Source organism: Agromyces sp. 3263, assembly GCF_031456545.1.
In the GTDB taxonomy this organism is placed as follows: Bacteria; Actinomycetota; Actinomycetes; order Actinomycetales; family Microbacteriaceae; genus Agromyces.
The window spans coordinates 762,949-786,891 of the sequence record NZ_JAVDUV010000002.1; the positions used below are offsets into that span (position 1 = coordinate 762,949).

Here is a 23,943-nt window from a genome sequence, read left to right on the forward strand (position 1 = left end):
GGTCAGCGCGCGGCGGCCCGGACCGGGTTCGAGAGCGTGCCCAGCCCCGAGACGGTGACGTCCACCGTGTTGCCGTCGACGATCGGGCCGACCCCCGCCGGTGTGCCCGTGAGGATGACGTCGCCGGGAAGCAGCGTGAAGACGCTCGAGGCGTAGGCGATGATCGAGGGGATCGAGTGCACCATGTCGGCGAGCCGGCCGTGCTGCCGTCGCTCGCCGTCGACGCTCACCTCGATGGTGCCCGATTCGAGGTCGAGGTCGGTGTCGATCACGGGCCCCAGCGGGCAGAACGTGTCGAAGCCCTTCGCGCGCGTCCACTGGCCGTCGCGCCGCTGCAGGTCGCGGGCCGTGACGTCGTTCGCGATCGTGTACCCGAAGATCACGCCCGCGGCATCCGCCTCGGCCACGTTCCTCGCGATGCGGCCGATGACCACGGCCACCTCCCCCTCATGCTCGACCTGCTCGCTCTGCGGCGGCAGCACGATGGCATCGCCCGGACCGATGACCGACGTGTTCGGCTTCAGGAACAGCAGCGGCTCGGTCGGCGCCTCGCCGCCCATCTCCTCGGCGTGCTCACGGTAGTTCTTGCCGACCGCGACCACCTTCGACCGCGGGATGACGGGCGCGAGCAGCTTCGCCTCGCTCAGCGGCACACGCTCGCCCGTGGGCTCGAACCCCGCGAACATGGGGTCGGCCTTCAGCACGACGAGCTCGTCATCCTCCTCGTCGAGGATGCCGAAGGCGATGGTCTCGCCGTGGGAGAAACGCGCGATCTTCATGCTGCCAGCCTATTGGTCGGGGGCATCGGCGATGAGTCGCTTGCCGAGGCTCACCGCGTGGTCGGGCTCGTAGCCGAGCGAGCGGTACCAGTCGATGACGCCCTGGTTCGTCGAGCGCACCTGCAGGTTGAGCTTGGGGCATCCCAGCGCGATGAGGAGCCGCTCTGCCTCGGCCATGATCGCCGCGCCCAGGCCCTCCCCGCGACGCGACGCGTCGACCGCGAGGTAGTTCACCCAGCCGCGATGGCCGTCGTAGCCGACCATCGCCGCGCCCACCACCGCTCCCCCGTCGTCCTCGGCGACGAGGAACAGGTCGGGCTGCACCGTGAGCTTGCGCTCGATGTCGCGGTACGGGTCGTTCCACGGGACCACCAGGCCGGCAGCGCGCCAGAGCGCCACCACCGGCTCGGTGTCCTCACGACGGAACGGCCGGATGGCCGCGCCGGGCATCAGGCGTCGAGGCGGGTCAGCCAGCCGTGGCGGTCCTCGACGCGGCCGTACTGGATGCCGGTGAGCTCCTCGCGGAGCGAGAGCGCCAGCTCCGAGGCCGCCGATCCCGAGTGCACGATCTCGAAGTCCTCGGCGAGCAGGCGGCCGATGGGCGTGATGACCGCCGCGGTGCCGCACGCGAACGCGCCCACGATGTCGCCGGATGCCGCCCCCTCGCGCCACTCGTCGATCGTGACCTTGCGGCTCTCGACCGTGTGGCCACGATCCTTCGCGAGCTGCAGCACCGAGTCGCGCGTGATGCCCTCGAGGATCGAGTCGGACTCGGGCGTCACGAGCGTGCCGTCGCGATAGACCAGCACCACGTTCATGCCGCCGAGCTCCTCGAGGTACTTCCCCTCGTCGAGGAACAGCACCTGCTGGCACCCGTGCTCGGCCGCCTCGGCCTGCGGCAGCAGGCTCGACGCGTAGTTGCCGCCGGTCTTCGCCGCACCGGTGCCGCCCTTGCCGGCGCGGGCGTACTTCGTCGACAGCCAGATCGACACGGGCTGCACGCCGCCGTGGAAGTACGCTCCGGCCGGGCTCGCGATGAGGTAGTAGGCGACCTTCTTCGCGGGGCGCACGCCGAGGAACGCCTCCTTCGCGAACATGAAGGGGCGCAGGTAGAGGCTCATCTCGGGAGCCGTCGGCACCCACGCGCCGTCGACCGCGACGAGCTGGCGCAGCGAGTCGAGGAAGTACTCGCTCGGCAGCTCGGGCAGGGCGAGACGGGCCGCCGAGCGCTGCATGCGGGCCGCGTTCTCGTAGGGCCGGAAGGTCCAGACGGAGCCGTCGGCGTGGCGGTAGGCCTTCAGGCCCTCGAAGATCTCCTGCGCGTAGTGCAGCACCGCGGCCGACGGCTCGAGCTGGATCGGGCCGTAGGGCGAGACGCGCGGGCGGTGCCATCCGCCCTTCTCCGACCAGCAGAGGTCGACCATGTGGTCGGTGAAGTGGTTGCCGAAGCCGGGATCGGCGAGGATCGCCTCGCGCTCGGCGTCGGTCTTCGCCGCGTCGTTACGGGTGACGTTCCAGGTGAGTCCTGCAGCGGACGGGGCCTGGAGCGGGAGGTTGATGGTCATGTTGTCGTCCTTCGGGTGCGCTGGTTACTCGTCTGCGTCGATGCGGGCGACGATCGCGTCGCCGACCTCGGAGGTCGATCGTGCGGCGTCGCCGCGTTCGGCGATGTCGGCGGCGACCGCCCGTCGCACCTTCGCTGCCTGCTCCTCGTGACCCAGGTGGTCGAGGAGCAGTGCCACGGAGAGGATGGCGGCGGTGGGGTCGGCGATGCCCTTCCCGGCGATGTCGGGCGCGGATCCGTGGACCGGCTCGAACATGCTCGGGAACCGGCCGTCGGGGTTGATGTTGCCCGAGGCCGCGAGTCCGATGCCGCCGCTGATCGCGCCGGCCAAGTCGGTGAGGATGTCGCCGAAGAGGTTGTCCGTGACGATGACATCGAATCTAGCAGGATCCGTGACGAGGAAGATGGTCGCGGCGTCGACGTGGAGGTAGTCGACCGCGACGTCGGGGAACTCGGCGGCGACCGCGTCGACCGTGCGCTTCCAGAGTGACCCCGCGAAGACGAGCACGTTCGTCTTGTGCACGAGGGTGAGCTTTTTGCGCGGGCGCGCGGATGCCGCGGCGAAGGCATAGCGCACGACGCGCTCGACCCCGTAGGCGGTGTTCACCGAGACCTCGTTGGCGACCTCGGCGGGCGTGCCGACACGGATCGCACCGCCGTTGCCGACGTAGGGCCCCTCGGTGCCCTCGCGGACGACGACGAAGTCGACGTCGCCGGGGTTCGCCAGCGGGCTCGTCACCCCCGCGTGCAGGATCGACGGCCGGAGGTTCACGTAGTGGTCGAGCTCGAAACGCAGCTTGAGCAGCAGCCCGCGCTCGATGTTGGCGCCCGCGAGCCGTGGATCGCCGGGCACGCCCCCGACCGCTCCCAGCAGGATCGCGTCATGGCCCTTGATGGCCGCGAGGTCCTCGTCGGTCAGCACGTCGCCCGTCTCGAGGAATCGCCCCGCGCCCAGTGAGAAGGGTGTCTGCTCGAAGGCGGCCTCGGTGCCCGCGACGGCTGCGTCGAGCGCCTTGAGCGCCTCATCGACGACCTCTGGGCCGATTCCGTCGCCCCGGATGACCGCGAGCCTGACCGTGCCTACCATGGATTCTCCTTCGTGCGCCAGCCCTCCCAGCGTAGTGTCCGGGCAGGGAGCCGCTCGATACACTCGGCCTCAGGACGAGGTATCCGCCTCATCGAACCGCGGCACCTGGAGCCGCCGGAGAGAAAGCAGGACCCCATGAGTCTCGGTCTCGGAATCGTGCTCTTCGTGATCGGCGCCATTCTCGCCTTCGCGCTGAACCTCACCGTCGACTGGATCAACCTCCAGCTGGTCGGCTACATCCTCATGATCGCCGGAGCGATCATCATCATCATCGGCATCGTGCTCCTCGCGCGTCGTCGCCGTTCGGTGACGACCTCGCACACGAGCGTCGACCCCGCCACCGGCGACCGGGTCGTGCGCAACGAGCACTCGACCCCCGAGGACCCGACCGTCCTCTGAGTGCGATGCGCCGAACGGCCGCTGCCCCGACGAGGGCGGCGGCCGTTCGTCATGCGGGCCGGCTGGGCCGGGCGACCGGCTTGCCCGACGTGCTCATTCGGTCGGAGCCGGCGCCGGGTTCCGCAGCGCGATCGCCGCGACCACGGCGGCCGCCAGCATGAGTCCCACGCCGATGAGCGAGGTCACCACGACCCCGCCGTCGAACGCGTGAGCTGCGGATGCCGCGAGCTCGGCGCCGATCGGGCCGGGCAGCTGCTCGGACACCGTGACGGCCCCGGCCAGCGTCTCGCGCGCGGCATCCGCCTGCCCGTCGGTGAGGAGCGACGGCAGCACGATGCCCGACCGGAACTGCGCCGCGAGGATGCTGCCGAGCACCGCAGTGCCGAGGACGGCGCCCAGCTCGTAGGCGGTCTCGGACACGGCCGACGCCGCACCGGCCTTCGCTGGCGGCGCGCTCGAGAGGATGAGCTCGTTCGAGACCGTCTCGGCCGAGCCGATGCCCACGCCGAGCAGCACGAATGCGAGCACGATGGGGGCGATCGACTCCGCACTCGTGGTGAGCGCGATGAGGAGGTATCCCCCGGCGGAGAGGCCGAGCGCCACCGGCACGAGCAGGCGAGGGCGCACGCGACGGGCGATCGGCACCACGACGAGTCCGGCGATGATCATCGCGACGAGGCCGGGCAGCAGGGCGAGGCCCGCAGCGACCGGCGTGAGCCCCGCGATGAGCTGCAGGTGCTGCGACACGAAGTAGAGGAATCCCACCAGCGCGATCACGCTGAAGAGGTTGACGAGCACCGCACCGCCGAACGAGCCCTGCCGGAACAGGCGCACGTCGAGCATGGGCGACTCGCTGCGCAACTGCCGCCGCACGAACCACACCGCGCAGAACGCGCCGAACGCGATCGCCTGCAGGCCGAAGCCGTCGACGCCCTCGGTGGCGAGCGACTTGATGCCGTACACGATCGGGCCCATCGCCGCCAGCGACAGCACCGTGCTCACGACGTCGATGCGCCCGGGCGCGGGGTCGCGGCTCTCGGGGATGAGCAGCGGCACGAGCACGAGCAGGGGCACGAGCACCGGCACCGCGAGGAGGAAGACGGACCCCCACGCGAACTGCTCGAGGAGGAGCCCGCCGACGAGGGGCCCGAGGGCGCTGCCGGCCGCGAAGCCCGACGCCCAGATGGCGATCGCGAGTCGTCGCTGCTCGCGATCGGTGAAGACCGCGCGCAGGAGCGACAGGGTCGACGGCATGAGCATCGCGCCGAAGAAGCCGAGGGCCGCGCGGGCGCCGATGAGCGCCTCCGCCGTCGGCGCGAACGCGGCGACGACCGAGACCACGGCGAAGCCGGTCGAACCGATCAGGAGCATGCGGCGGCGGCCGAAGCGGTCGCCGGCGCTGCCCATGCCCACGAGGAGGCCGGCGAGCACGAGCGGGTACGCGTCGATGATCCAGAGCTGCTGGGCGGCCGTCGGTGCGAGGTCGCGCGAGATGGCGGGCAGCGCGAAGCTCAGGACGGTGTTGTCGATGGAGACGAGGAGCACGGGCAGCATGAGCACGGCGAGCGCCACCCAGGCGCGGCGCGGCGCGCGCGGGCCGCGGCGTTCCGGCACCGCCGACGCCCGGCCGGGATCGATCGGCGCCGTGCTGCGCGACGCGAGCTCGTTCGGCTGGGTCTCGGGCTGGGTGGTGTTCGTCATCTCGGCTTCCATTACTTTACCGTCCAGCCGGTATAGTATCAGGTCACGATCGGATGCCGCTCGCTACGATCGAGCACATGAGCCGTCCCCCAGCCGCGCGCGACGCCGTGCTCGACGCCTTCGAGCGCCTCCTCGTGGAGGGCGGCGACCGTGCCGCGACGCTCGATGCCGCCGCGCGCGGGGCGGGGGTCTCGAAGGGCGGGCTGCTCTACCACTTCCCGACGCGCGAGGCCCTGATCGACGCCGTCCTGGCGCGCTTCTCCGCGCTCGTCGATGCGGACCTCGAGGTCATGGCCTCAGCACCCGAGGGTCCCGTCGCCTACTTCGTGCGCACGTCGGTCGCGAGCGATACGGCCTTCGAGCGAGCAGGCGTCGCCGCCGCGCGACTCGCGCAGGCGGGGCATCCGTCGGCCGTTCGCATGATCCGCTCGGTGCGCCAACGGTGGCTCGGCGCGGTGCGCACGCACGTGGCCGACCCCACGGTCGCACTCGCCATCACGCTCATCGGCGACGGCCTGTACTACGACTCCGCGCTGCACGGCGACGACGCGGAGACGGGCGTCGACGCGCCCCCCGAGCATGAGATGGACGACCTGGTCGCCCTGCTCGAACGGCTCGCCGACGGCCCGCCTCGCACCTGAGCGGGCGCCCCTACTCCTCGGTGATGTCGATCTCGACGAGCACGTCGGCGTCGATCGCCTCGCGCACGCGGTCGAGCACGTCGGTGGGCACCGGCGAGTCGACCGTCAGGACGCTGAGCGCCTGGCCCCCGGCCTCGCGACGTGCGATCTGCATGCCCGCGATGTTGATGCCCGCATCGCCGAACTCGCGGCCGTAGACCGCGACGATGCCGGGCCGGTCGGTGTACTCCATCACGATGTGCGTCGTCGCGATCGGCACCTCGATCTCGTAGCCGTTGATGCCCACGAGCTTCTCGATCTGCTTGGTGCCGGTCAGCGTGCCCGAGACCGAGAGCTGGCGGCCGTCGGCGAGCGCGCCCGCGAGCGTGATCACGTTGCGGTACTCGGGCGAGTCGGCGTCGGTGATGAGGCGCACGTCGATGCCGCGCTGCTCGGCGAGCAGCGGCGCGTTCACGTACGACACCGTCTCGCTGACGACGTTCGTGAACACGCCCTTGAGGGCCGCGAGCTTCAGGACGCTGACGTCGTAGTCGACGAGCTCGCCGTGCACCTCGACGTCGAGGCTCGTGATCGCGGCGTCGGCGAGGCCCGCGAAGAGCTGGCCGAGCTTGTCGACGAGCGGGATGCCGGGTCGCACGTACGGGTCGATGACGCCGCCCGCGACGTTCACCGCGTCGGGCACCAGCTCGCCCGCGAGCGCGAGCCGCACCGACTTGGCGACCGAGACGCCCGCCTTCTCCTGCGCCTCGTCGGTCGACGCGCCGAGGTGCGGCGTGACGATGACGTTCGGCAGCGACAGCAGCGGCGACTCGCGCGGCGGCTCGGTGACGAACACGTCGAGGCCGGCACCGGCGATCTGCCGGGCGGCCAGCGCCTCGTAGAGCGCGTCCTCGTCGATGAGGCCGCCGCGCGCGACGTTCACGACGAACGCCGTCGGCTTCATCTTCGCGAGCTGCTCGGTGGAGATCATGCCCGTGGTCTCGGGCGTCTTCGGCATGTGGATGGTGATGAAGTCGCTGCGCTCGAGGAGTTCGTCGAGCGTCACGGTCTGCACGCCGAGCTGCTGCGCGCGGGCGGCGGTGATGTAGGGGTCGTACGCGATGACCTCGGTGCCGAACGCCTGCAGTCGAGCCGCGATGAGGGCACCGATGCGGCCGAGGCCGATGATGCCGATCGTCTTCTCGTAGAGCTCGGTGCCCGTGTACTGCGACCGCTTCCACTCCCCCTGTGCAAGCGCCGAGTGCGCGGCCGGGATGTGCCGGGCGAGGCTCAGGATGTGGCCGACGGTGAGCTCGGCCGCCGAGATGATGTTCGACGTCGGCGCGTTCACGACCATCACGCCGGCCGCGGTCGCCGCCTTGATGTCGACGTTGTCGAGGCCGACGCCCGCCCGTGCGATCACCTGCAGCCTGGGCGCGGCGGCGATGGCCTCGGCGTCGACCTTCGTCGCCGAGCGCACCAGGATGGCGTTCGCCTCGGGCAGCGCGGCCAGCAGCGCGGAACGGTCGGTGCCGTCGACGTTGCGGATCTCGAAGTCGGGCCCGAGGGCCTCGACGGTGGCGGGCGAGAGTTCTTCTGCGATCAGCACGACCGGCTTTGACACGAACGATTCCTTCGGGTGCGAAGCGCGCGCACGGCGCTCTGATGTGCGGTGGGATGCGCCACACGCCGTGGGGGCGCTACCCGGCCACTCTACTGGAGCGGGCATGCCGCACTCGTTCTGTGACGTCGTCGCCGTCACACCCTCGCCTGGTGCGCGTGGCGGCCCCGTCGTCAGGACAGGTCGAAGCCGCCCAGGCCGAAGAACACGGCCGCGTCGAACGCGAGCGCCTGCACGAGGGCGTACCCGGCCAGGAAGAGCAGCACCTGTGCGAGCGGGGCACGACGCCGGCCCAGCCAGAACGCGACCCCGAACACGAGGAACGGCACGATGAGGGCGGCGATGAGGAGCGTGAGCCCCAGCGCGCTGAGCGGCACGCCGAGGGCACCCGCCTGGAGGTTCAGTCCGACGAGATTGCCGACCGCCTCCCAGACGTCGTAGGCGTAGAGCACGCCGAAGACGACGGCGATGGTCATCGCGAGCCAGCGCGGGGTCGACCGACGGACCGTCTCGGTCTCCCGGAGCTCCGCGGCGGCATCCGGTGGAACGGGCCCATCGGTGGGAAGGGATGCGTCGGTCATCTCAGCCTCGCAGCAGGAACGGGACGGGCACGAGCAGCACCGCGCCGGCGACGAGCCAGAGCAGGCGGGCGCGGCGGTGTTCGGCGGCGAGCCACAGCACGGCGGCGAACCAGAGCACCGGCGCGAGCACAGCGAACCATCGGCCGAGTCCGTACATGAACTGCGCGACGGGATCGCCGAGCTCCACCGCCGGCGTCGAGGCCCAGATCAGCCACCCGATCGCGTACAGCAGGTAGACCCCGCCGAGCAGCCCGAGCACCACCAGCTCGACGGAGCCGGCCTGCCGCCGGGCATCCGTCTCGTCAGTCGCGACGCTCCCGGAGGATGGCACGGCATCCGGGACATCCGTCGTCGTCTCGATCCGCGCCGGCTCGCCCACCCGCTTCCAGCCGGGCGCGAGCGTGGGATCGTCGTCGCCCTCCCAGCGCAGTGCGTCGTCGTCGGGATCGGGGCTCATGCGACCAGACTAGCGAGCGACGGGTGCACGCGCGGCTGCGACCGCGGCGCGCACGATCGCGGCATCCGTCGTGTCGAAGCCGACCTCGCCGCCACCGGGACCGCTCGCGCCGCCACGTGCGACGCCCTGACGCGCGGAGAGGTGCACCGCGTCGACGCCAGCACCGGCGAGCGCGGCGATGTCGTCGACGCGCACGCCGCCGCCGGCCATGACCTCGAGCGCGCCCCCGACTTCGGTCACCATGCGGGCGATCACCGCGCGCCCGGCACGGCAGTCGGGCGCGCCACCCGAGGTGAGCACGCGGCGCACCCCCGTGCCGGCCAGCGCAGCGACCGCGGCCAACGGATCCGCAGCGGCATCGACCGCCCGGTGCACGGTGACATCGAGCCCCTCGGCGGCGTCGAGGAACGCCGCGATGGCGTCGAGGTCGAGCGCACCGGCATCCGTCAGCGCACCGACGACGATGCCGTCTGCGCCGAGCGACCGCGCGAGGCGGATGTCGCGCCCGATCAGGTCGAGCTCGTCGGCGTCGTAGACGAACCCGCCACCGCGCGGGCGGATGAGCACGTGCACGAACGACGTGACGGATGTCGCGGCAGCGACGTCGACGGTCGCCTCGATGAGTCCCGCCGACGGGGTCAGCCCGCCGAGGCCCAAGGCCTGGCAGAGCTCCACCCGGGTCGCGCCCGACTCGAGCGCGATGCGCGCGCCCGCGGCATCCTGGACGGCGATCTCGACGGGGAGGAATCGTGGCACCCCGTCACACTACCCATACGCGGCACACCGCTGTGGTCGGACCGGACACGAGGGCGGCCCGCCCCGGATCGGGACGGGCCGCCATCGTGTTCGATGGGTCAGAACACCGGCACGCCGTTGCGCACGAGTCGCCAGTTCTCGACGTGGAACGTGGCCGGGTCGATCGTGCCGGACTCCGAGGCGTACGACACGATCGCCTCGCGGATCGCGACCTGCGCGTTGTAGACCACCGGAGCCGTCGCGATGTGCGGGAATCCGCCGCCGCCCGACTGTCGGTAGTTGTTCACCGCGACGAGGAACTGCTGGCCGACTGCGACCGGAGCGCCCTGGTACGACAGCCCGACGATGCGCGAACCGACGGGCTGCGACACGTCGACGCCGTAGTCGACACCCGAGAACTGGTCGTAGTTGTAGTCGGGCCGGTTGTTCGCGTTCGTCCAGGATGCCGGATCGACCGGTGCATCGGGCGCCACCGGCTTGAAGTACTCCGCCGAGTACTCGAGGTAGTCCTTGATCTGGGCGCCGGTCAGGATCGAGGCGAGGAGGGTGTTGTCGTAGATGTAGAGCCCGGCGACGTCCTTGATCGAGACCGGACCCGCCGGGAAGCTCGCCGCCCGGTTGAACGGCGCGGCGATCGAGACGATCGGGAGGGATGCCTCGGGCGTGCCGGCCACGGCCGCGGCGACCGTGGCCTCCTGGACCACGTTCACGTAGTCGAGGATCGCCGTGTCCTTCCAGCACGCCTCGGCGGCCGACATCGCCTCGGTCGAGGTCGCGACCGTCGTGTTGACGTAGTCGACGACGGCATCGTGCTGCGCCTGCACCACGGCCACGAGCGCGGGGTCGTCGATCACGGTGTTGGTGTTCAGCGTGGTCGCCGAGCTCGAGGCGACCGTCCACTTGCCCTTGGCGAACTCGAGCGTGAGATCGAAGACGCTGAGTCGCTGGCCCCAGTTCTTCGGCTCGCTCATCACGACCTGGCGACCCGTCTCGAGGTTCGTGACGAACCGCTGCGGCACCTCGCGGTGCGCGTGCCCGAAGAGGATCGCGTCGATGCCGGGCACCTGCTCGGCCACGAGCGCGGCCGCGTTCTCGACCGGCAGGTCGCCGGCGTACGAGGAGGTGCCGCTGTCGCCCGAGTGCGCGCTCACCACGACGATGTCGGCGCCCGCCGCGCGCATCACCGGCACCCAGCGCGCCGCCGCCTCGACGAGGCCCTGCACCTCCAGCTTGCCGCTGACGTTGCCCTTGTCCCAGATCACCACCCCGGGGTTCGTGAGCCCCAGCACGCCGACGCGGATCGGCGGACGGCCCTTCACCTTCATCGTCTTGATCGTGTACGGGAGGTACGCGGGCACCTTCGTGCCGGCGTGCACGGCGTTCGCCGCGAGCACGTCGGCGTCCATCTGCGAGATCCAGTTGTCGAGGAACTCGAGGCCGTAGTTGAACTCGTGATTGCCGAGCGCGACGGCGTCGTAGCCGATCGCGTTCATCTGCGCGGCCATGGGATGGATCGCGCCCGTCTCGGTGACCGGCTCGACGGTCGCGTAGTAGAACCCCAGCGGAGTGCCCTGGATCGTATCGCCAGCGTCGAAGAGCAGCGTGTGCTCACGGCCCCGCTGGGCGCGGATCTCGTTGACGACGCTGGAGACGCGCGCCAACCCGACCACGTTGCCCTGGGCGTCGCTGTAGGCGGCGTCCTTGTAGTAGTCCCAGTTGATGACGTTGGCGTGCAGGTCGGAGGTGCCCATGATCGTGATGGTCACCGACTTGTCATTCGGGACGGCCTGGGCGGCGCCCGGCCATCCGACCGCGGCAAGCGCGCCGGCGGCCGAGATCCCCACGAGCATGTTCCGTCGGGTGAGTCCGGAGCCCGTGGGCGCTGCGTCGTCGTCGGGCACGGCGCACGAGCACCAGCGCGGGGTCGGGTCGGAGTGGTGGTGTGGGAGTTCGGTCATGGAAGGCATGCGACCACACCGGCGACCGCTTGGACAAGTGCTTCCGGGCAACTCGCTCATACGAGCATGGCACGGGACGACTGGCCGGGCTCCGGGACCGACGGAAAGGCCCGCCCCGGAGCATCCGGAGCGGGCCTCACGACGCGATGACGCGCCGTCGACGAGCGAAGCTCGCGTCAGCGAGCGACCTCGCCATCCACATAGTCGTCGTCGTTCGACGCGTTCCAGGCGAAGAGCTTGCGCAGCTCACGGCCGGTCGCCTCGATGGGGTGCGCCTCGCCCTTCTTGCGGAGCTCGAGGAACTCGGGGGCACCGGCATCCTGGTCGGCGATGAAGCGCTCGGCGAACGCGCCCGACTGGATGTCGGCGAGCACGGCCTGCATGTTCTCCTTGACGTGCGGGTCGATGACGCGGGGGCCCGAGACGTAGTCGCCGTACTCGGCCGTGTCGGAGACCGACCAGCGCTGCTTGGCGATGCCGCCCTCCCACATGAGGTCGACGATGAGCTTCAGCTCGTGGAGCACCTCGAAGTAGGCGACCTGCGGCTGGTAGCCCGCTTCGGTCAGGGTCTCGAAGCCGTACTGCACCAGCTGCGAGACTCCGCCGCAGAGCACGGCCTGCTCGCCGAACAGGTCGGTCTCGGTCTCTTCCGTGAAGGTCGTCTTGATGCCGCCGGCGCGCAGGCCGCCGATCGCCTTCGCGTACGAGAGCACGAGCGGCCAGGCGTTGCCCGACGCGTCCTTCTCGACGGCGACGATCACGGGCACGCCGCGACCCGCCTCGTACTCGCGCCGCACGGTGTGACCGGGGCCCTTCGGGGCGACCATGACGACGTCGACGCCCTCGGGCGCCTCGATGTAGCCGAAGCGGATGTTGAAGCCGTGGCCGAACACGAGGGTCTTGCCCTCGGCGAGGTTGTCCTTGATGGACTCGGCGTAGATGTGGCGCTGGTACTGGTCGGGCGCGAGGATGACGATGACGTCGGCACCGGCCGCGGCGTCGGCGACGCTCTTGACCTCGAAGCCCGCCTCCTCGGCCTTGGACTTCGACTTGGAGCCCTCCTTGAGGCCGATGACGACCTCGACGCCCGAGTCGCGGAGGTTCTGCGCATGCGCGTGTCCCTGCGAGCCGTAGCCGATGACCGCGACCTTCTTGCCCTGGATGAGCGCGAGGTCGGCGTCCTTGTCGTAGTAGATCTCAGCCATGTGCTGTCTTTCTCCTTGGTTTCGGTTCAGGTGACGGATGCCGCGACGGCGCGCCGCGGCATCCGTGATCAGTTCTTGAAGACGCGCTCGGTGATGGACTTGCCGCCACGGCCGATCGCGAGGAGGCCCGACTGGGCGATCTCCTTGATGCCGTAGGGCTCGAGCACCCGGAGGAACGCGGTGGTCTTGCCGGAGTCGCCGGTGACCTCGATCACGAGGGCGTCGGTCGACACGTCGACGACGCGGGCGCGGAAGAGGTTGACCGCCTCGAGCACCTGCGAGCGGGTCGCGTTGTCGACGCGCACCTTGATGAGCAGGTGCTCGCGCTGCACCGACTGGTTGGGGTCGAGCTCGACGATCTTGATGACGTTGATGAGCTTGTTGAGCTGCTTCGTCACCTGCTCGAGGGGAAGCTCCTCGACGTCGACCACGACCGTGATGCGCGAGAGCCCCTCGATCTCGGAGTGGCCCACCGCGAGCGACTCGATGTTGAAGCCGCGTCGCGCGAAGAGTCCGGCGACGCGGGTCAGCAGGCCGGGCTTGTCCTCGACGAGGAGGGAGAGCACGTGGGTCGACATGGTCAGTCCTCCTCGCTGAAGGCCGGCGAGTGATCGCGGGCGTACTGGATGTAACTGTTCGACACGCCCTGCGGCACCATCGGCCAGACCATCGCGTCGGCCGAGACGACGAAGTCGATCACCACCGGGCGGTCATTGGTCTCGAGCGCCAGCTTGATGGCGGCGTCGACCTCTTCCTCCTTGGTGACCCGGATGCCGAGCGCTCCGTAGGCCTCGGCGAGCGCCACGAAGTCGGGCACCCGCACGGTGTCGTGCCCGGTGTTCAGGTCGGTGTTCGAGTAGCGGCCGTCGTAGAACAGCGTCTGCCACTGGCGCACCATGCCGAGCGAGGAGTTGTTGATGATCGCGACCTTGATCGGGATGTCGTTCAGGGTGCAGGTGGCGAGCTCCTGGTTGGTCATCTGGAAGCAGCCGTCGCCGTCGATCGCCCAGACCACGCGGTCGGGCTGTGCGACCTTGGCGCCCATCGCCGCGGGCACCGCGTAGCCCATGGTGCCGGCGCCGCCCGAGTTCAGCCAAGAGTTGGGTCGCTCGTACTTGATGAACTGCGCGGCCCACATCTGGTGCTGGCCCACGCCCGCGGCGTAGACGCCCTCGGGCCCCGTGAGCTCGCCGATGCGCTGGATGACGTGCTGCGGTGCGAGCAACCCGTCGGAGGGCTTCGAGAAGCCGAGCGGGAACTCGGAGCGGAGTCCGTCGAGCGTGGCCCACCACTCGTCGATGTCGGGCCGGCCGCCCGTCGTGGCGTCACCGTAGGCGGCGAGCAGGTCGACGAGCACGTCCTTCAGGTCGCCGACGATCGGCACGTCGGCCGTGCGGATCTTCGAGATCTCGGCGGGGTCGATGTCGACGTGCACGACCTTGGCATTCGGCGCGAACAGCGCGGCCTTGCCGGTCACGCGGTCGTCGAACCGGGAGCCGAGCGCCAGCAGGAGGTCGGCCTCCTGCAGCGCGATCACGGCCGGGACCGTGCCATGCATGCCCGGCATGCCAAGGTGCTGCTGGTGCGAGTCGGGGAACGCGCCGCGAGCCATGAGCGTGGTCACGACCGGTGCGTTCGTCGCCTCCGCGAGCGCGAGCAGCTCCTCGGAGGCGTGCGAGCGGATGATGCCCCCGCCCACGTAGAGCACCGGGCGCTTCGCCTCGGCGAGCAGCTGTGCGGCGGCGGCGACCTGCTTGCCGTGCGCCTTCGTGATGGGCCGATAGCCCGGCAGGTCGACCTTCGGCGGCCAGCGGAAGGTGAACTTCGCCTGCTGCGCGTCCTTGGTGATGTCGACGAGCACGGGGCCCGGACGCCCCGTCGTGGCGATGTGGTACGCCGCCGCGATCGTGCCCGGGATGTCGGCAGGGTCCTTCACGAGGAAGGAGTGCTTCGTGATGGGCATGGTGATGCCGACGATGTCGGCCTCCTGGAAGGCATCCGTGCCCATGAGGTTCGAGAACACCTGGCCGGTGATCGCGAGGATCGGCACCGAGTCCATGTGGGCGTCGGCGATGGCCGTGACGAGGTTCGTCGCGCCCGGACCCGACGTCGCGATGGCGACGCCGAGCTTGCCGGACGACGAGGCGTAGCCCTCGGCCGCGTGGCCGGCACCCTGCTCGTGGCGCACGAGGATGTGCCGCAGCTTGCGGCTGTCGAGCAGCGGGTCGTAGACGGGGAGGATCGCGCCGCCGGGCAGGCCGAAGACGTCGGTGATGCCGAGCATCTCGAGCGAGCGGACGACCGCCTCGGCACCCGTCATCTCGACGGGAGCGCCGGACGGCACTGGGGCGGGCGAAGGCACGGGCGTCGATTCCGTGGTCATTCGGTTCCTGTTCTGATGGACGGTGTGTGCGGGGAGCGCAGCACTCACCCCGTCGTGGCGCCTTCTGCGGCGGAACGCACGAGCTTGGAGTACTTCGCGAGGACGCCACGGGTATAGCGCGGAGGAAGCGGAGCCCAGCCTTCACGGCGGGCAGCCAGCTCGGCATCGTCGACCAGTAGGTCGATGGAACGAGCTGCGATATCGACCCGTATCAGATCACCATCGCGCACGAAGGCGATAGGACCTGCGTCCACCGCTTCGGGTGCCAGATGGCCGATGCAGAGGCCGGTTGTGCCGCCTGAGAATCGACCGTCCGTCAAGAGTAGTACATCTTTTCCGAGCCCAGCGCCCTTGATGGCCGCGGTGATCGCGAGCATCTCCCGCATTCCCGGACCGCCCTTGGGGCCCTCGTAGCGGATGACGACCACGTCGCCGTGCTTGATCTCGCCGGCGGTGAGGGCGTCCATCGCGGCGCGCTCCCGCTCGAACACCCGCGCAGGGCCCTCGAACGTGGCGGCGTCGAATCCGGCCGTCTTGACGACGGCGCCCTCGGGGGCGAGCGAGCCGTGCAGGATGGTGAGGCCGCCGGTCTCGTGGATCGGGTTGTCGAGGGTGCGCAGCACCTCGCCGTCGAGGTCGGGGATGTCCATCTCGGCGAGGTTCTCGGCGAGGGTCTTGCCGGTGACGGTGAGCGCGTCGCCGTGCATGAGCCCGGCGTCGAGGAGCGCCTTCATGAGCACCGGCAGGCCACCACGGCGGTCGACGTCGTTCATCACGTACTTGCCGAACGGCTTGAGGTCGCCGATGTGCGGCACCTTCGAGCCGATGCGGTTGAAGTCGTCGAGGGTCAGCTCGACCTCGGCCTCGCGGGCGATGGCGAGCAGGTGCAGCACGATGTTGGTGGAGCCGCCGAGGGCCATGCCGACGGCGATGGCGTTCTCGAAGGCCTGCTTGGTGAGGATCTGGCGGGCCGTGATGCCGTGCTTCAGCAGGTTGACGACGGCCTCACCCGAGCGGTGCGCGTAGTAGTCGCGACGGCGATCGGCGGATGCCGGTGACGCCGAGCCCGGCAGCGACAACCCGAGGGCCTCGGCGACCGAGGCCATGGTGTTGGCCGTGTACATGCCGCCGCACGCGCCCTCGCCGGGCGCGAACGCGCACTCGATGCGCTTCGCGTCGGCCTCGCTCATGGTGCCGGCACGCACGGCGCCGACCGCCTCGAACGAGTCGATGATCGTGATGTCCTTCTCGGTGCCGTCGGAGAGGCGCACCCAGCCGGGCGCGATCGAGCCGGCGTAGAGGAACACGGACGCGAGGTCGAGTCGCGCGGCGGCCATCAGCATGCCGGGGATCGACTTGTCGCAGCCGGCGAGCAGCACGGAGCCGTCGAGGCGCTCGGCCTGCATGACGACCTCGACGGAGTCGGCGATGACCTCTCGGGAGACGAGCGAGAAGTGCATGCCCTCGTGGCCCATCGAGATGCCGTCGGAGACGGAGACGGTGCCGAACTGCAGCGGGTATCCGCCACCGCCGTGCACGCCCTCCTTCGCCGCCTGCGCGAGCCGCGCCAGGGAGAGGTTGCAGGGCGTGATCTCGTTCCACGAGCTCGCGATGCCGATCTGCGGCTTGTCCCAGTCCGCATCGCCCATGCCGACGGCGCGGAGCATCCCGCGGCTGGTCATGGCTTCGATGCCGTCGGTGACGGTGCGACTACGGGGCTTGGGATCGAACTCCGACATGCCTTCGAGTCTATGGCCAGCGCGAAGGGGCCTCGCGCGCCGCGTCACGGGCATCGGCGAGGCGCTCGAGGAGGTCGGCGACGTCCTCGGGACTGCGCACCCGGTACGTCGCGATCGACTTGCCCTGACCCACCTTCACGCCGACGTCCTCGGCGTCGAGGGTCGCGAACGCGTCCTCGTCGGTGACGTCGTCGCCCACGTACATCACCGCCGTCGCGCCCACGTGCTGCCGCAGGCGGGTCAGGGACTCCCCCTTGTCGCTCGAGCGCACCGCGAACTCCAGCACCGACTTGCCGGTGCGCACGGTGATGCCGAGCAGTTCGGCCTCGACCCGGTTCCGCGCCGCGTGCTGCAGTGCGGTGCCGGCGTTGCCGGTGAGTCGGCGCGTGTGCAGGGCGAGCCCGGCCGGCTTGTGCTCGATCCACGCGCCGTCGGCGCCCGACGCGATCTCCTCGACGATCGACGACAGCCGTTCGAGCTTCGCCGTCTCGGACTCGCGAAGGTCGATCGTGACGCCGGCGGGGTCGAGCTGCAGCTCCACCCCGTGCGATCCGCTGAGGAGCGTGCCCTCCGGCGGACTGGCGACCTGGCCGAGGCTCTCGAGGGCCCGTCCGGAGACGATGGCCACCCGGGTGTCGTCGGCGGCGCCGAGTCGTTCGATCGCCGCCCGCGCCCGGTCGGTCGCTCGCGCGTCCTCGGGCCGGTCGACGAGCGGCGCGAGGGTGCCGTCGAAGTCGAGGGCGACGAGCAGCCGCTCCGTGCCCGCCATCCGGTTGATGGCCGCCTGCAGCGGATCGGACACCCCGGGCTTGATGATGCCCGCGCCGGTCAGCGTCTCGAGGAAGCTCGCCGACCAGTGGGCCACGTCGTTGTCGCGCACCCGCTTGCGCAGTGCCCGCATGCGACGGGAGCGCTCCCGCTTCGGCATCCGGGTCGCCTCGACGATCGCGTCCTTCAGGCCCTCGATGTCATGCGGGTTCACCAGCACCGCCTGCCGGAGCTCATCGGAAGCCCCGGTGAACTCGCTGAGCAGCAGGACCCCGTCGTCGTCGAACCGGCAGGCCACGTACTCCTTGGCCACGAGGTTCATGCCGTCGCGCAGCGCGGTGACCAGCATGACGTCGGCCGCCAGGTAGAGCGCCACCATCTCCTCGCGCGGGTAGCCGTGGTGGAGGTAGGCGATGGCCTGGTGCTCGAGGGTGGAGTAGTCGCCGTTGAGCCGGCCCACCGCGAGCTCGATCTCGTCGCGGAGCTGTCGGTACGTCTCGACGCGCTCTCGCGACGGGCTCGCCACCTGCACGAGCGTGACGTCCTCGACCTTGAGCCGTCCATCGCGCAGCAGTTCGCCGAAGGCCTTGATGCGGTGCCGGATGCCCTTGGTGTAGTCGAGCCGGTCGACGCCGAGCATGATCGTCTCGGGGTTGCCGAGGCTCTCGCGGATCTCCTGCGCGCGCTCCTGGACGTCGGCGCGACGGGCAAGCTCCTCGAACCCCGCGGTGTCGATCGAGATGGGGAAGTGCCGCGCCACCACTCGCCGCGGATCGCCCCCGTCGTCGGGCACGTCGATGATCGTGCCGTGCGTGGAGTAGCCGAACAGGCGGCGCACCGCACGCGAGAAGTTGCCGGCGTCGGCGGCGCGCTGGAAGCCGATCACGTCGGCCCCGAGCAGTCCGTCGATCACCTGCCGCCGCCACGGCAGCTGCGAGTAGATCCCGTAGGCGGGGAACGGGATGTGGTTGAAGAACCCGATCACGAGGTCGGGGCGGCTCTCGCGCAGCATCCGCGGCACCAGTTGCAGCTGGTAGTCCTGCACCCAGACGACGGCGCCGTCGGATGCCGCACGGGCGGCGGCCTCGGCGAAGCGCCGGTTGACGCGCACGTACGCCTCCCACCACTCGCGGTGGAAGGACGGCGGCGCGATGACGTCGTGGTACAGCGGCCACAGTGTGTCGTTGGAGAAGCCCTCGTAGTAGTCCTCGAGCTCGTCGGCCGAGAGCGGCACCGGGATGATCGAGATGCCGTCGTGCTCGAACGGAGGGAACTCACGGTCGGCGACGCCCGCCCAGCCGATCCAGGCGCCGTCGGCGGCGCGCATCACCGGCTCGAGGGCGGTCACCAGGCCGCCCGGCGAGCTGTTCCACTGGGTGGTTCCGTCGGGGCCCTCGCGGTAGTCGACGGGAAGCCGGTTCGAGACCACGATCATGTCGTAGACGTGGTCGACGTAGAGCTCGTCGCGCTCCGATTCAGGGGCGTGCATGTGGCGGGTGTCCCTCCCTCGCGATCCGTTCAGGCTAACAGTCGCTCCGTCGCGCGAAGGGGGTGGACGTGTCACGCGCAACCCCTCGGCGGGCGGATGCCGATCCGATAGCGTTGCGGCATGCGCAAGTACCTCTTCAGCGGAGCAGTGATCAGCTCGATCTTCGGCGCGATCGGCGTGGTGAAGGCCACCGCGTCGGGCCCGCGGGACTGGCGCCTCCTCCTCATGTGGATCTCCTGGGCGGCCAGCCTCGCCATCGCGATCGGCACCGTCGCCGACGAGTCGAAGCGCGCCGAGCTGACCGAGTAGCATCGTCGACGGAGCTCACCCGATCCCCCTCTCGACCGGTCTCGCAAACCGGCGACTGCGGCGTGTCAACCGCGATCCGCGGCGCACGGGCAGAGACTGAAATCACGACCCGCCGCCCGGCCTGAACCGTGCGGACCGTTCCCACCGAGAGGGGCCACCGATGTTCCGCCGCTGGCGCAGAGCGAGGCTTGCCGCACAGGCCGCCGCCCACGCCGCCGCCCCCAAGCCGCGCGCGACCGCGGCCGACCTTCGGGGCGAGCACCTCTTCGAACTGTTGAACGCCCGGCTTTCGGAGTTCATCGGTCCCAACGGGGCCTGGTCGCTCGTGCGTCGCACCGACGCCGACACCGACCGCATCTTCCACGCCATGCTGACCCACCAGATCGCCGCCGAACTCACTCGCACCCTGCTCGACGAGCGCGAGTCGGTCGCCGTCGTCGTGCCGGCCGAGGACGAGCCGCTCGCCCTGAGCTGGGAGCCCGCTCCCCTCGTCGTCTGGGCCGAGCCCGTGGTCGTCGCCGAGTCCGAGTCGGATGCCGTATCGCTCCCGACCATCGGCGCCGCCGCCACGATCGAGGCCCGCGCCGCCTGAGGCGTCTCCGCCACCGACGTGCTCCGTCGGGCGGGACGACGCCGGCGTTCCAAAAACGCACGGCGATTCTTGTACGCCCAGGGCGACGGGGCGCTCCCCCGTTTTCGTAGCGTGAGATCCGGGCACGATGCCCGCATCCGCCACGAGAGGGAGACCCGATGAGCGCCGCCCAGCACACCTCGCACGACGCAGCCGCCGACCCCGCGGCATCCGTCGCCCCCGATCGTCGCCGTCGCACCACCGCGACCGACCTGGCTCAGATCGCCGTCTTCGCCGCGCTCATCGCCGCCCTCGGGCTGCCGGGCGCGCTGTACGTGGGCGGCACGGCGGTGCCCATCACGTTCCAGACGCTCGGCGTCATGCTCGCGGGCGCGATCCTCGGCGCGCGCAAGGGGTTCCTGTCGGTGCTGCTCCTGCTGGCGCTCGTCGCGGCGGGCCTGCCCCTGCTCTCGGGCGGCCGCGGCGGACTCGGCGTGTTCGTCGGCCCCTCGGTGGGCTACCTCATCGGTTGGCTCCTGGGCGTCGTCGTCATCGGCTGGTGCACGGCGCGCCTCCTCCCCCGGTATCGCGTGCTGCCCGCGCTGGCCGCGACGGCGCTCGGCGGCATCGTGGCCGTCTACCTCGTGGGCGTGCCGGTGTTCGCGGCGATCACGGGCACCCCGATCGACGTCGCGTTCCTCGGCTCCCTGGTGTTCCTCCCCGGCGACCTGGTGAAGGTCGTCGTGACGGTGCTCGTCGCGAAGGGCGTGCACCGCGCCTGGCCCGGCCTCATCGCGCCGCAGCCGTGGCCGTGGCAGCGCACCGCGGCGGTCGCCACCGGCGCATGACCGGCTGGCTCCGCGGGGCGCCCGGCGACGTGGCGCTCGCCTTCGGCCGTGACCTCGTGCGGTACGGCGAGCTCGCCGCACTCGTCGACGGGGTGCGGCTTCCACCCGGCCCTGGTGCGGTCGGATGCCCCGTCGGCACCCCGCCCGTCGACGTGGTCAGCACCGTGCTCGCCGCCCTCGACCGGGGCCGGCCGGTGCTCGTCGGCGGCTCGCAGCGCGACGCCGATCGGATCACGGGCGAGCTGCCGGCCGGCACCGAGCTCTCGCTGCTCACCTCGGGGTCGTCGCGCGCGGCCGGGATGCCGCGGGTCGTCGCCCGCACGAACGCGTCGTGGCTCGCCTCGGCCGGCCCGCTCGCCGAGCTCGCCGGCCTCGGCGCCGGGGATCGCGTCGCGGTGACCGGTCCCCTCCACGTGTCGATGCACCTCTACGCCGTGCTGCACGCGCTCTGGCTCGGCGCGTCGGCCACCGACGACCTCGTCGGTGCGACCGTGGTGCACGCGACCCCGACCCGGCTCGCCCGGCTGCTCGACGACGTCGCCGTTCCCCCCGCGGCGATCGTCGCCGGGGCGGCCATGAGCGACGCGCTCCGCGCCAGGGCGGCGGCTCGCGGCATCCGGCTCAACGAGTACTACGGCGCGGCCGAGCTGTCGTTCGTGCTCGCCCGTGTGCACCGCGCTGGCGCCGGCCCTGCGGGCCTCGACGCGTTCCCCGGGGTCGAGGTGGAGCTGCGGCCGGCCGCGGCGGGCGACGAGGTGTGGGCCAGATCGGCGTACCTCGCGCTCGGCGTCATCGGCGGCGGGATGCTGCGACGCGATGAGCGCGGTTTCGCGACGGTGGGCGACCTGGCCGAACGCGCCGGCTCGGGCGCGCTGCGCGTGCTCGGACGCGGCGACGCGGCGATCACGACCGCGGGCGCCACGGTGCTCGCCGAGGACGTCGAGGCGCGACTCGAGGCGCTGCCGGGCGTGGCCGGGGCGGCCGTGCTCGGCGAGCCGCACGAGCTCCTCGGCCAGCGACTCGTCGCCGTCGTGGAGCTCGAGGTCGGCGTCCGCCTCGACGACGTGGTCGCCGGGGCGCGCCGGACGCTCTCCCCCGTGGAGCTGCCACGCCGGTGGGTCGTGCGCGACGTGCCGCGCACCGCCTCGGGCAAGGTCGCGCGCGGCGCCCTGCGCGACGAGCTCGCGTCGGGCGAGCTCGTGGCAGCCTCGTCCACGATCCCCGCGCCATCGACCGGGAGCAGCTCATGACCGCGGCGCCGGTACTCGTCGCCGCCCGGCGGACGCCGATCGCCACGGCCGGCCGCGGGTTCGCCGGCCACAGCGTGGATGCGCTCGCCGCTCCAGTGCTCGCCGAGGTGGCCGCTGCCCTGGCGCCCGCCGGGATCGAGATCGACGACGTGGTGCTCGGCAACTGCATGGGTCCGGGCGGCGACGTCGCCCGGGTCGCGGCGCTGCGAGCCGGCCTCGGCGATCGCGTGCCCGGCGTCACGGTCGACCGGCAGTGCGGGTCGGGCCTCGACGCCGTGATGCAGGCGGCCTCCCGGGTGCGAGCCGGGGACGCGCGGCTCCTGCTCGCGGGCGGGGCGGAGTCGGCGTCCACCGCCCCGCACCGGGCATGGCCCGGGACGGGCGAACGCTACAGCCGGGCGCCCTTCGCACCCGCCGGATTCCCCGACCCCGACATGGGGCCGGCCGCCGACCGGCTCGCCGCCGTGCTCGGCATCTCGAGGGCGCGGCAGGACGCCTGGGCCGCCCGCTCGCACGCCCGCGCCGCCGCCGCACAGCTCGCCGGCGTGTTCGACGCCGAGCTCGTCGCCGTCGGCGGGGTGTCGCGCGACGACCGTCCGCGCGCGGGGATGGACCTGGCACGTCTCGCCCGGTTCGCGCCGGCGTTCGCCGGCCACGAGGCGACGGATGCCACGTCCGCGACGCCGCGCCACGACGCATCCGCTCGGGGCACGGTCACGGCCGGCAACTCGTGCGGCTTCTCCGACGGCGCGGCCGCCATGGCGGTCACCACCGAGCGCGTCGCACGCGAGCTCGGCCTCCCCGCGCTCCGCGTGCGTGCTGCCGCCGTCGCCGCAGGCGACCCCGCTCTTCCCGGGCTCGGCGCGGCGCCCGCAGCACGGGCCGCCCTCGAGCGCGCGGGCGTGACCATCGGCGACCTCGGGTTCGTGGAGATCACCGAGGCGTTCGCCGCCCAGGTGCTCGCCGTGAGTGACGACCTCGGCCTCGACGAGGAGCTCGTCTCGGCCGACGGCGGTGCGATCGCCATGGGCCATCCGTGGGGGGCATCCGGTGCCGTACTGCTCGTGCGGCTCGCCGCGCGGATGGCCGCCGCCGACGACGCGCGTCCCGGCCTCGCCGCCTGCTCGATCGGCGGCGGGCAGGGCATCGCGATGATCGTGGAGCGGGTCGCATGAGCGAGATCCTCTTCGAGCGGGTGAGCCACGACTTCGGCGCCGAGCGCGTCGTCGACGACGTGTCGCTCGTGCTGCGCGAGCGCCGGATCGGCATCGTCGGGGCCAACGGCTCGGGCAAGTCGACGCTGGCGCGCATGATCAACGGGCTCGTGACGCCGTCGAAAGGCCGGGTCGTCGTCGACGGGCTCGACGTGCGCCGGCAGGGCCGCGAGGTGCGGCGCCGGGTCGGCTTCGTGTTCACGAACGCCGACAACCAGATCGTGATGCCCACCGTGCGCGAGGACGTCGCGTTCACGCTGCGCCGCCACCGGCTCGAGCCGGCGGATGCCGCGGCGCGCGTCGATGCGGCCCTCGAGCGCGCCGGGCTCACCGACCTCGCCGACCGCCCGGCGCACCGGCTCTCGGGCGGGCAGAAGCAGCTGCTCGCCATCGCGTCGGTCCTCGTCGCCGAGCCCGCCGTCGTCGTGGCGGACGAGCCGACGACGCTTCTGGACGCCCGCAACGCCCGGCGCATCGCCGAGCACTTCGAGACGCTCGACCAGCAGCTCATCGTGGTGAGCCACCAGCTCGAGCTGCTCGAGTCGTTCGACCGCGTCGTGGTCATGGAGGCCGGGCGGGTCGTCGCCGACGATGTGCCGCGCGCGGCGCTCGACGCCTACCGGGCCCTCATCGGATGACGGGAA

Annotated in this window: 23 protein-coding genes; 8 read left to right on the top strand and 15 right to left on the bottom strand. The window is 71.3% G+C overall.

Features of this window, described 5'->3' with window-relative positions; translation table 11 throughout:
- Positions 1–2: 2 nt before the first annotated feature.
- The 4 genes from J2X63_RS16850 to J2X63_RS16865 are packed head-to-tail and all read right to left on the bottom strand — an operon-like array spanning position 3 to position 3,430.
- Positions 3–779 carry a fumarylacetoacetate hydrolase family protein gene (locus tag J2X63_RS16850; protein ID WP_309979345.1) on the bottom strand — a complete coding sequence of 259 codons (777 nt, stop codon included), beginning with the start codon at positions 777–779 and terminating at the stop codon, positions 3–5.
- 9 nt (positions 780–788) lie between these two features.
- On the bottom strand, positions 789–1,229 hold the full coding sequence (locus J2X63_RS16855) for a GNAT family acetyltransferase (protein WP_309979347.1): 441 nt from the start codon (positions 1,227–1,229) through the stop codon (positions 789–791).
- Positions 1,229–2,344, bottom strand: a complete 1,116-nt coding sequence (locus tag J2X63_RS16860; protein ID WP_309979349.1) for a branched-chain amino acid aminotransferase — start codon at positions 2,342–2,344, stop codon at positions 1,229–1,231. Before J2X63_RS16860 ends, J2X63_RS16855 begins: the two co-directional genes overlap by 1 nt.
- Positions 2,345–2,368: 24 nt before the next feature.
- The gene (locus J2X63_RS16865; protein ID WP_309979351.1) at positions 2,369–3,430 is read right to left on the bottom strand and encodes a 3-isopropylmalate dehydrogenase; all 1,062 of its coding nucleotides are present in this window, start codon (positions 3,428–3,430) and stop codon (positions 2,369–2,371) included.
- A 135-nt stretch (positions 3,431–3,565) separates the two neighbouring features.
- Here J2X63_RS16865 and J2X63_RS16870 point away from each other — a divergent pair, with 135 nt between their 5' ends.
- Entirely contained in the window at positions 3,566–3,829 is a 264-nt protein-coding gene (locus J2X63_RS16870) for a DUF6458 family protein (RefSeq protein WP_159600435.1), read from the top strand.
- 93 nt (positions 3,830–3,922) lie between these two features.
- On the opposite strand, the gene J2X63_RS16875 is transcribed toward J2X63_RS16870, so the two are convergent.
- A complete protein-coding gene (locus J2X63_RS16875; RefSeq protein ID WP_309979353.1) occupies positions 3,923–5,530 on the bottom strand; it encodes an MFS transporter in 1,608 nt (535 codons plus the stop codon).
- Positions 5,531–5,607: 77 nt separating this feature from the next.
- Between J2X63_RS16875 and J2X63_RS16880 the strand changes: the two genes are divergently transcribed.
- Positions 5,608–6,171: a TetR/AcrR family transcriptional regulator gene (locus J2X63_RS16880; protein WP_309979355.1), complete on the top strand. Its 564-nt coding sequence runs from the start codon at positions 5,608–5,610 to the stop codon at positions 6,169–6,171.
- A 10-nt stretch (positions 6,172–6,181) separates the two neighbouring features.
- Here the strand turns inward: J2X63_RS16880 and serA are convergent, their stop codons facing one another.
- The 10 genes from serA to J2X63_RS16930 form a co-directional block, all read right to left on the bottom strand.
- Entirely contained in the window at positions 6,182–7,774 is a 1,593-nt protein-coding gene (gene serA / locus J2X63_RS16885; protein WP_309979358.1) for a phosphoglycerate dehydrogenase, read from the bottom strand.
- A gap of 170 nt (positions 7,775–7,944) precedes the next feature.
- Complete coding sequence (locus J2X63_RS16890; protein ID WP_309979361.1) at positions 7,945–8,352, bottom strand: bacitracin resistance protein; 408 nt, start codon at positions 8,350–8,352, stop codon at positions 7,945–7,947.
- A 1-nt stretch (position 8,353) separates the two neighbouring features.
- Positions 8,354–8,809, bottom strand: a complete 456-nt coding sequence (locus J2X63_RS16895) for a DNA polymerase III subunit gamma/tau (protein WP_309979363.1) — start codon at positions 8,807–8,809, stop codon at positions 8,354–8,356.
- A 9-nt stretch (positions 8,810–8,818) separates the two neighbouring features.
- A complete protein-coding gene (locus J2X63_RS16900) occupies positions 8,819–9,565 on the bottom strand; it encodes a copper homeostasis protein CutC (protein WP_309979364.1) in 747 nt (248 codons plus the stop codon).
- Positions 9,566–9,663: 98 nt separating this feature from the next.
- Positions 9,664–11,523, bottom strand: a complete 1,860-nt coding sequence (locus J2X63_RS16905; protein WP_309979367.1) for a 5'-nucleotidase C-terminal domain-containing protein — start codon at positions 11,521–11,523, stop codon at positions 9,664–9,666.
- Between the two features lie 176 nt (positions 11,524–11,699).
- Positions 11,700–12,758 carry a ketol-acid reductoisomerase gene (gene ilvC / locus J2X63_RS16910; RefSeq protein WP_396133179.1) on the bottom strand — a complete coding sequence of 353 codons (1,059 nt, stop codon included), beginning with the start codon at positions 12,756–12,758 and terminating at the stop codon, positions 11,700–11,702.
- A 38-nt stretch (positions 12,759–12,796) separates the two neighbouring features.
- Positions 12,797–13,306, bottom strand: a complete 510-nt coding sequence (gene ilvN, locus J2X63_RS16915) for an acetolactate synthase small subunit (RefSeq protein ID WP_159600415.1) — start codon at positions 13,304–13,306, stop codon at positions 12,797–12,799.
- A 2-nt stretch (positions 13,307–13,308) separates the two neighbouring features.
- On the bottom strand, positions 13,309–15,111 hold the full coding sequence (locus J2X63_RS16920; protein WP_309979371.1) for an acetolactate synthase large subunit: 1,803 nt from the start codon (positions 15,109–15,111) through the stop codon (positions 13,309–13,311).
- 44 nt (positions 15,112–15,155) lie between these two features.
- Positions 15,156–16,850 (bottom strand): dihydroxy-acid dehydratase, encoded by a 1,695-nt coding sequence (gene ilvD, locus J2X63_RS16925; protein ID WP_309979373.1) that lies wholly within the window; start codon positions 16,848–16,850, stop codon positions 15,156–15,158.
- A 10-nt stretch (positions 16,851–16,860) separates the two neighbouring features.
- On the bottom strand, positions 16,861–19,107 hold the full coding sequence (locus J2X63_RS16930) for a bifunctional alpha,alpha-trehalose-phosphate synthase (UDP-forming)/trehalose-phosphatase (protein ID WP_309979376.1): 2,247 nt from the start codon (positions 19,105–19,107) through the stop codon (positions 16,861–16,863).
- Between the two features lie 120 nt (positions 19,108–19,227).
- Here J2X63_RS16930 and J2X63_RS16935 point away from each other — a divergent pair, with 120 nt between their 5' ends.
- From J2X63_RS16935 to J2X63_RS16960, 6 genes are all read left to right on the top strand, one after another.
- Positions 19,228–19,416 (top strand): hypothetical protein, encoded by a 189-nt coding sequence (locus J2X63_RS16935; RefSeq protein WP_309979378.1) that lies wholly within the window; start codon positions 19,228–19,230, stop codon positions 19,414–19,416.
- Positions 19,417–19,576: 160 nt separating this feature from the next.
- Complete coding sequence (locus J2X63_RS16940) at positions 19,577–20,008, top strand: hypothetical protein (RefSeq protein ID WP_309979380.1); 432 nt, start codon at positions 19,577–19,579, stop codon at positions 20,006–20,008.
- Between the two features lie 158 nt (positions 20,009–20,166).
- A complete protein-coding gene (locus J2X63_RS16945; RefSeq protein ID WP_309979382.1) occupies positions 20,167–20,835 on the top strand; it encodes a biotin transporter BioY in 669 nt (222 codons plus the stop codon).
- Complete coding sequence (locus J2X63_RS16950) at positions 20,832–22,085, top strand: AMP-binding enzyme (protein ID WP_309979384.1); 1,254 nt, start codon at positions 20,832–20,834, stop codon at positions 22,083–22,085. The genes J2X63_RS16945 and J2X63_RS16950 overlap by 4 nt, the downstream gene beginning before the upstream one ends.
- The gene (locus J2X63_RS16955) at positions 22,082–23,260 is read left to right on the top strand and encodes a thiolase family protein (protein WP_309979386.1); all 1,179 of its coding nucleotides are present in this window, start codon (positions 22,082–22,084) and stop codon (positions 23,258–23,260) included. The genes J2X63_RS16950 and J2X63_RS16955 overlap by 4 nt, the downstream gene beginning before the upstream one ends.
- Entirely contained in the window at positions 23,257–23,937 is a 681-nt protein-coding gene (locus J2X63_RS16960) for an ABC transporter ATP-binding protein (protein ID WP_309979388.1), read from the top strand. Before J2X63_RS16955 ends, J2X63_RS16960 begins: the two co-directional genes overlap by 4 nt.
- Positions 23,938–23,943: the final 6 nt, after the last annotated feature.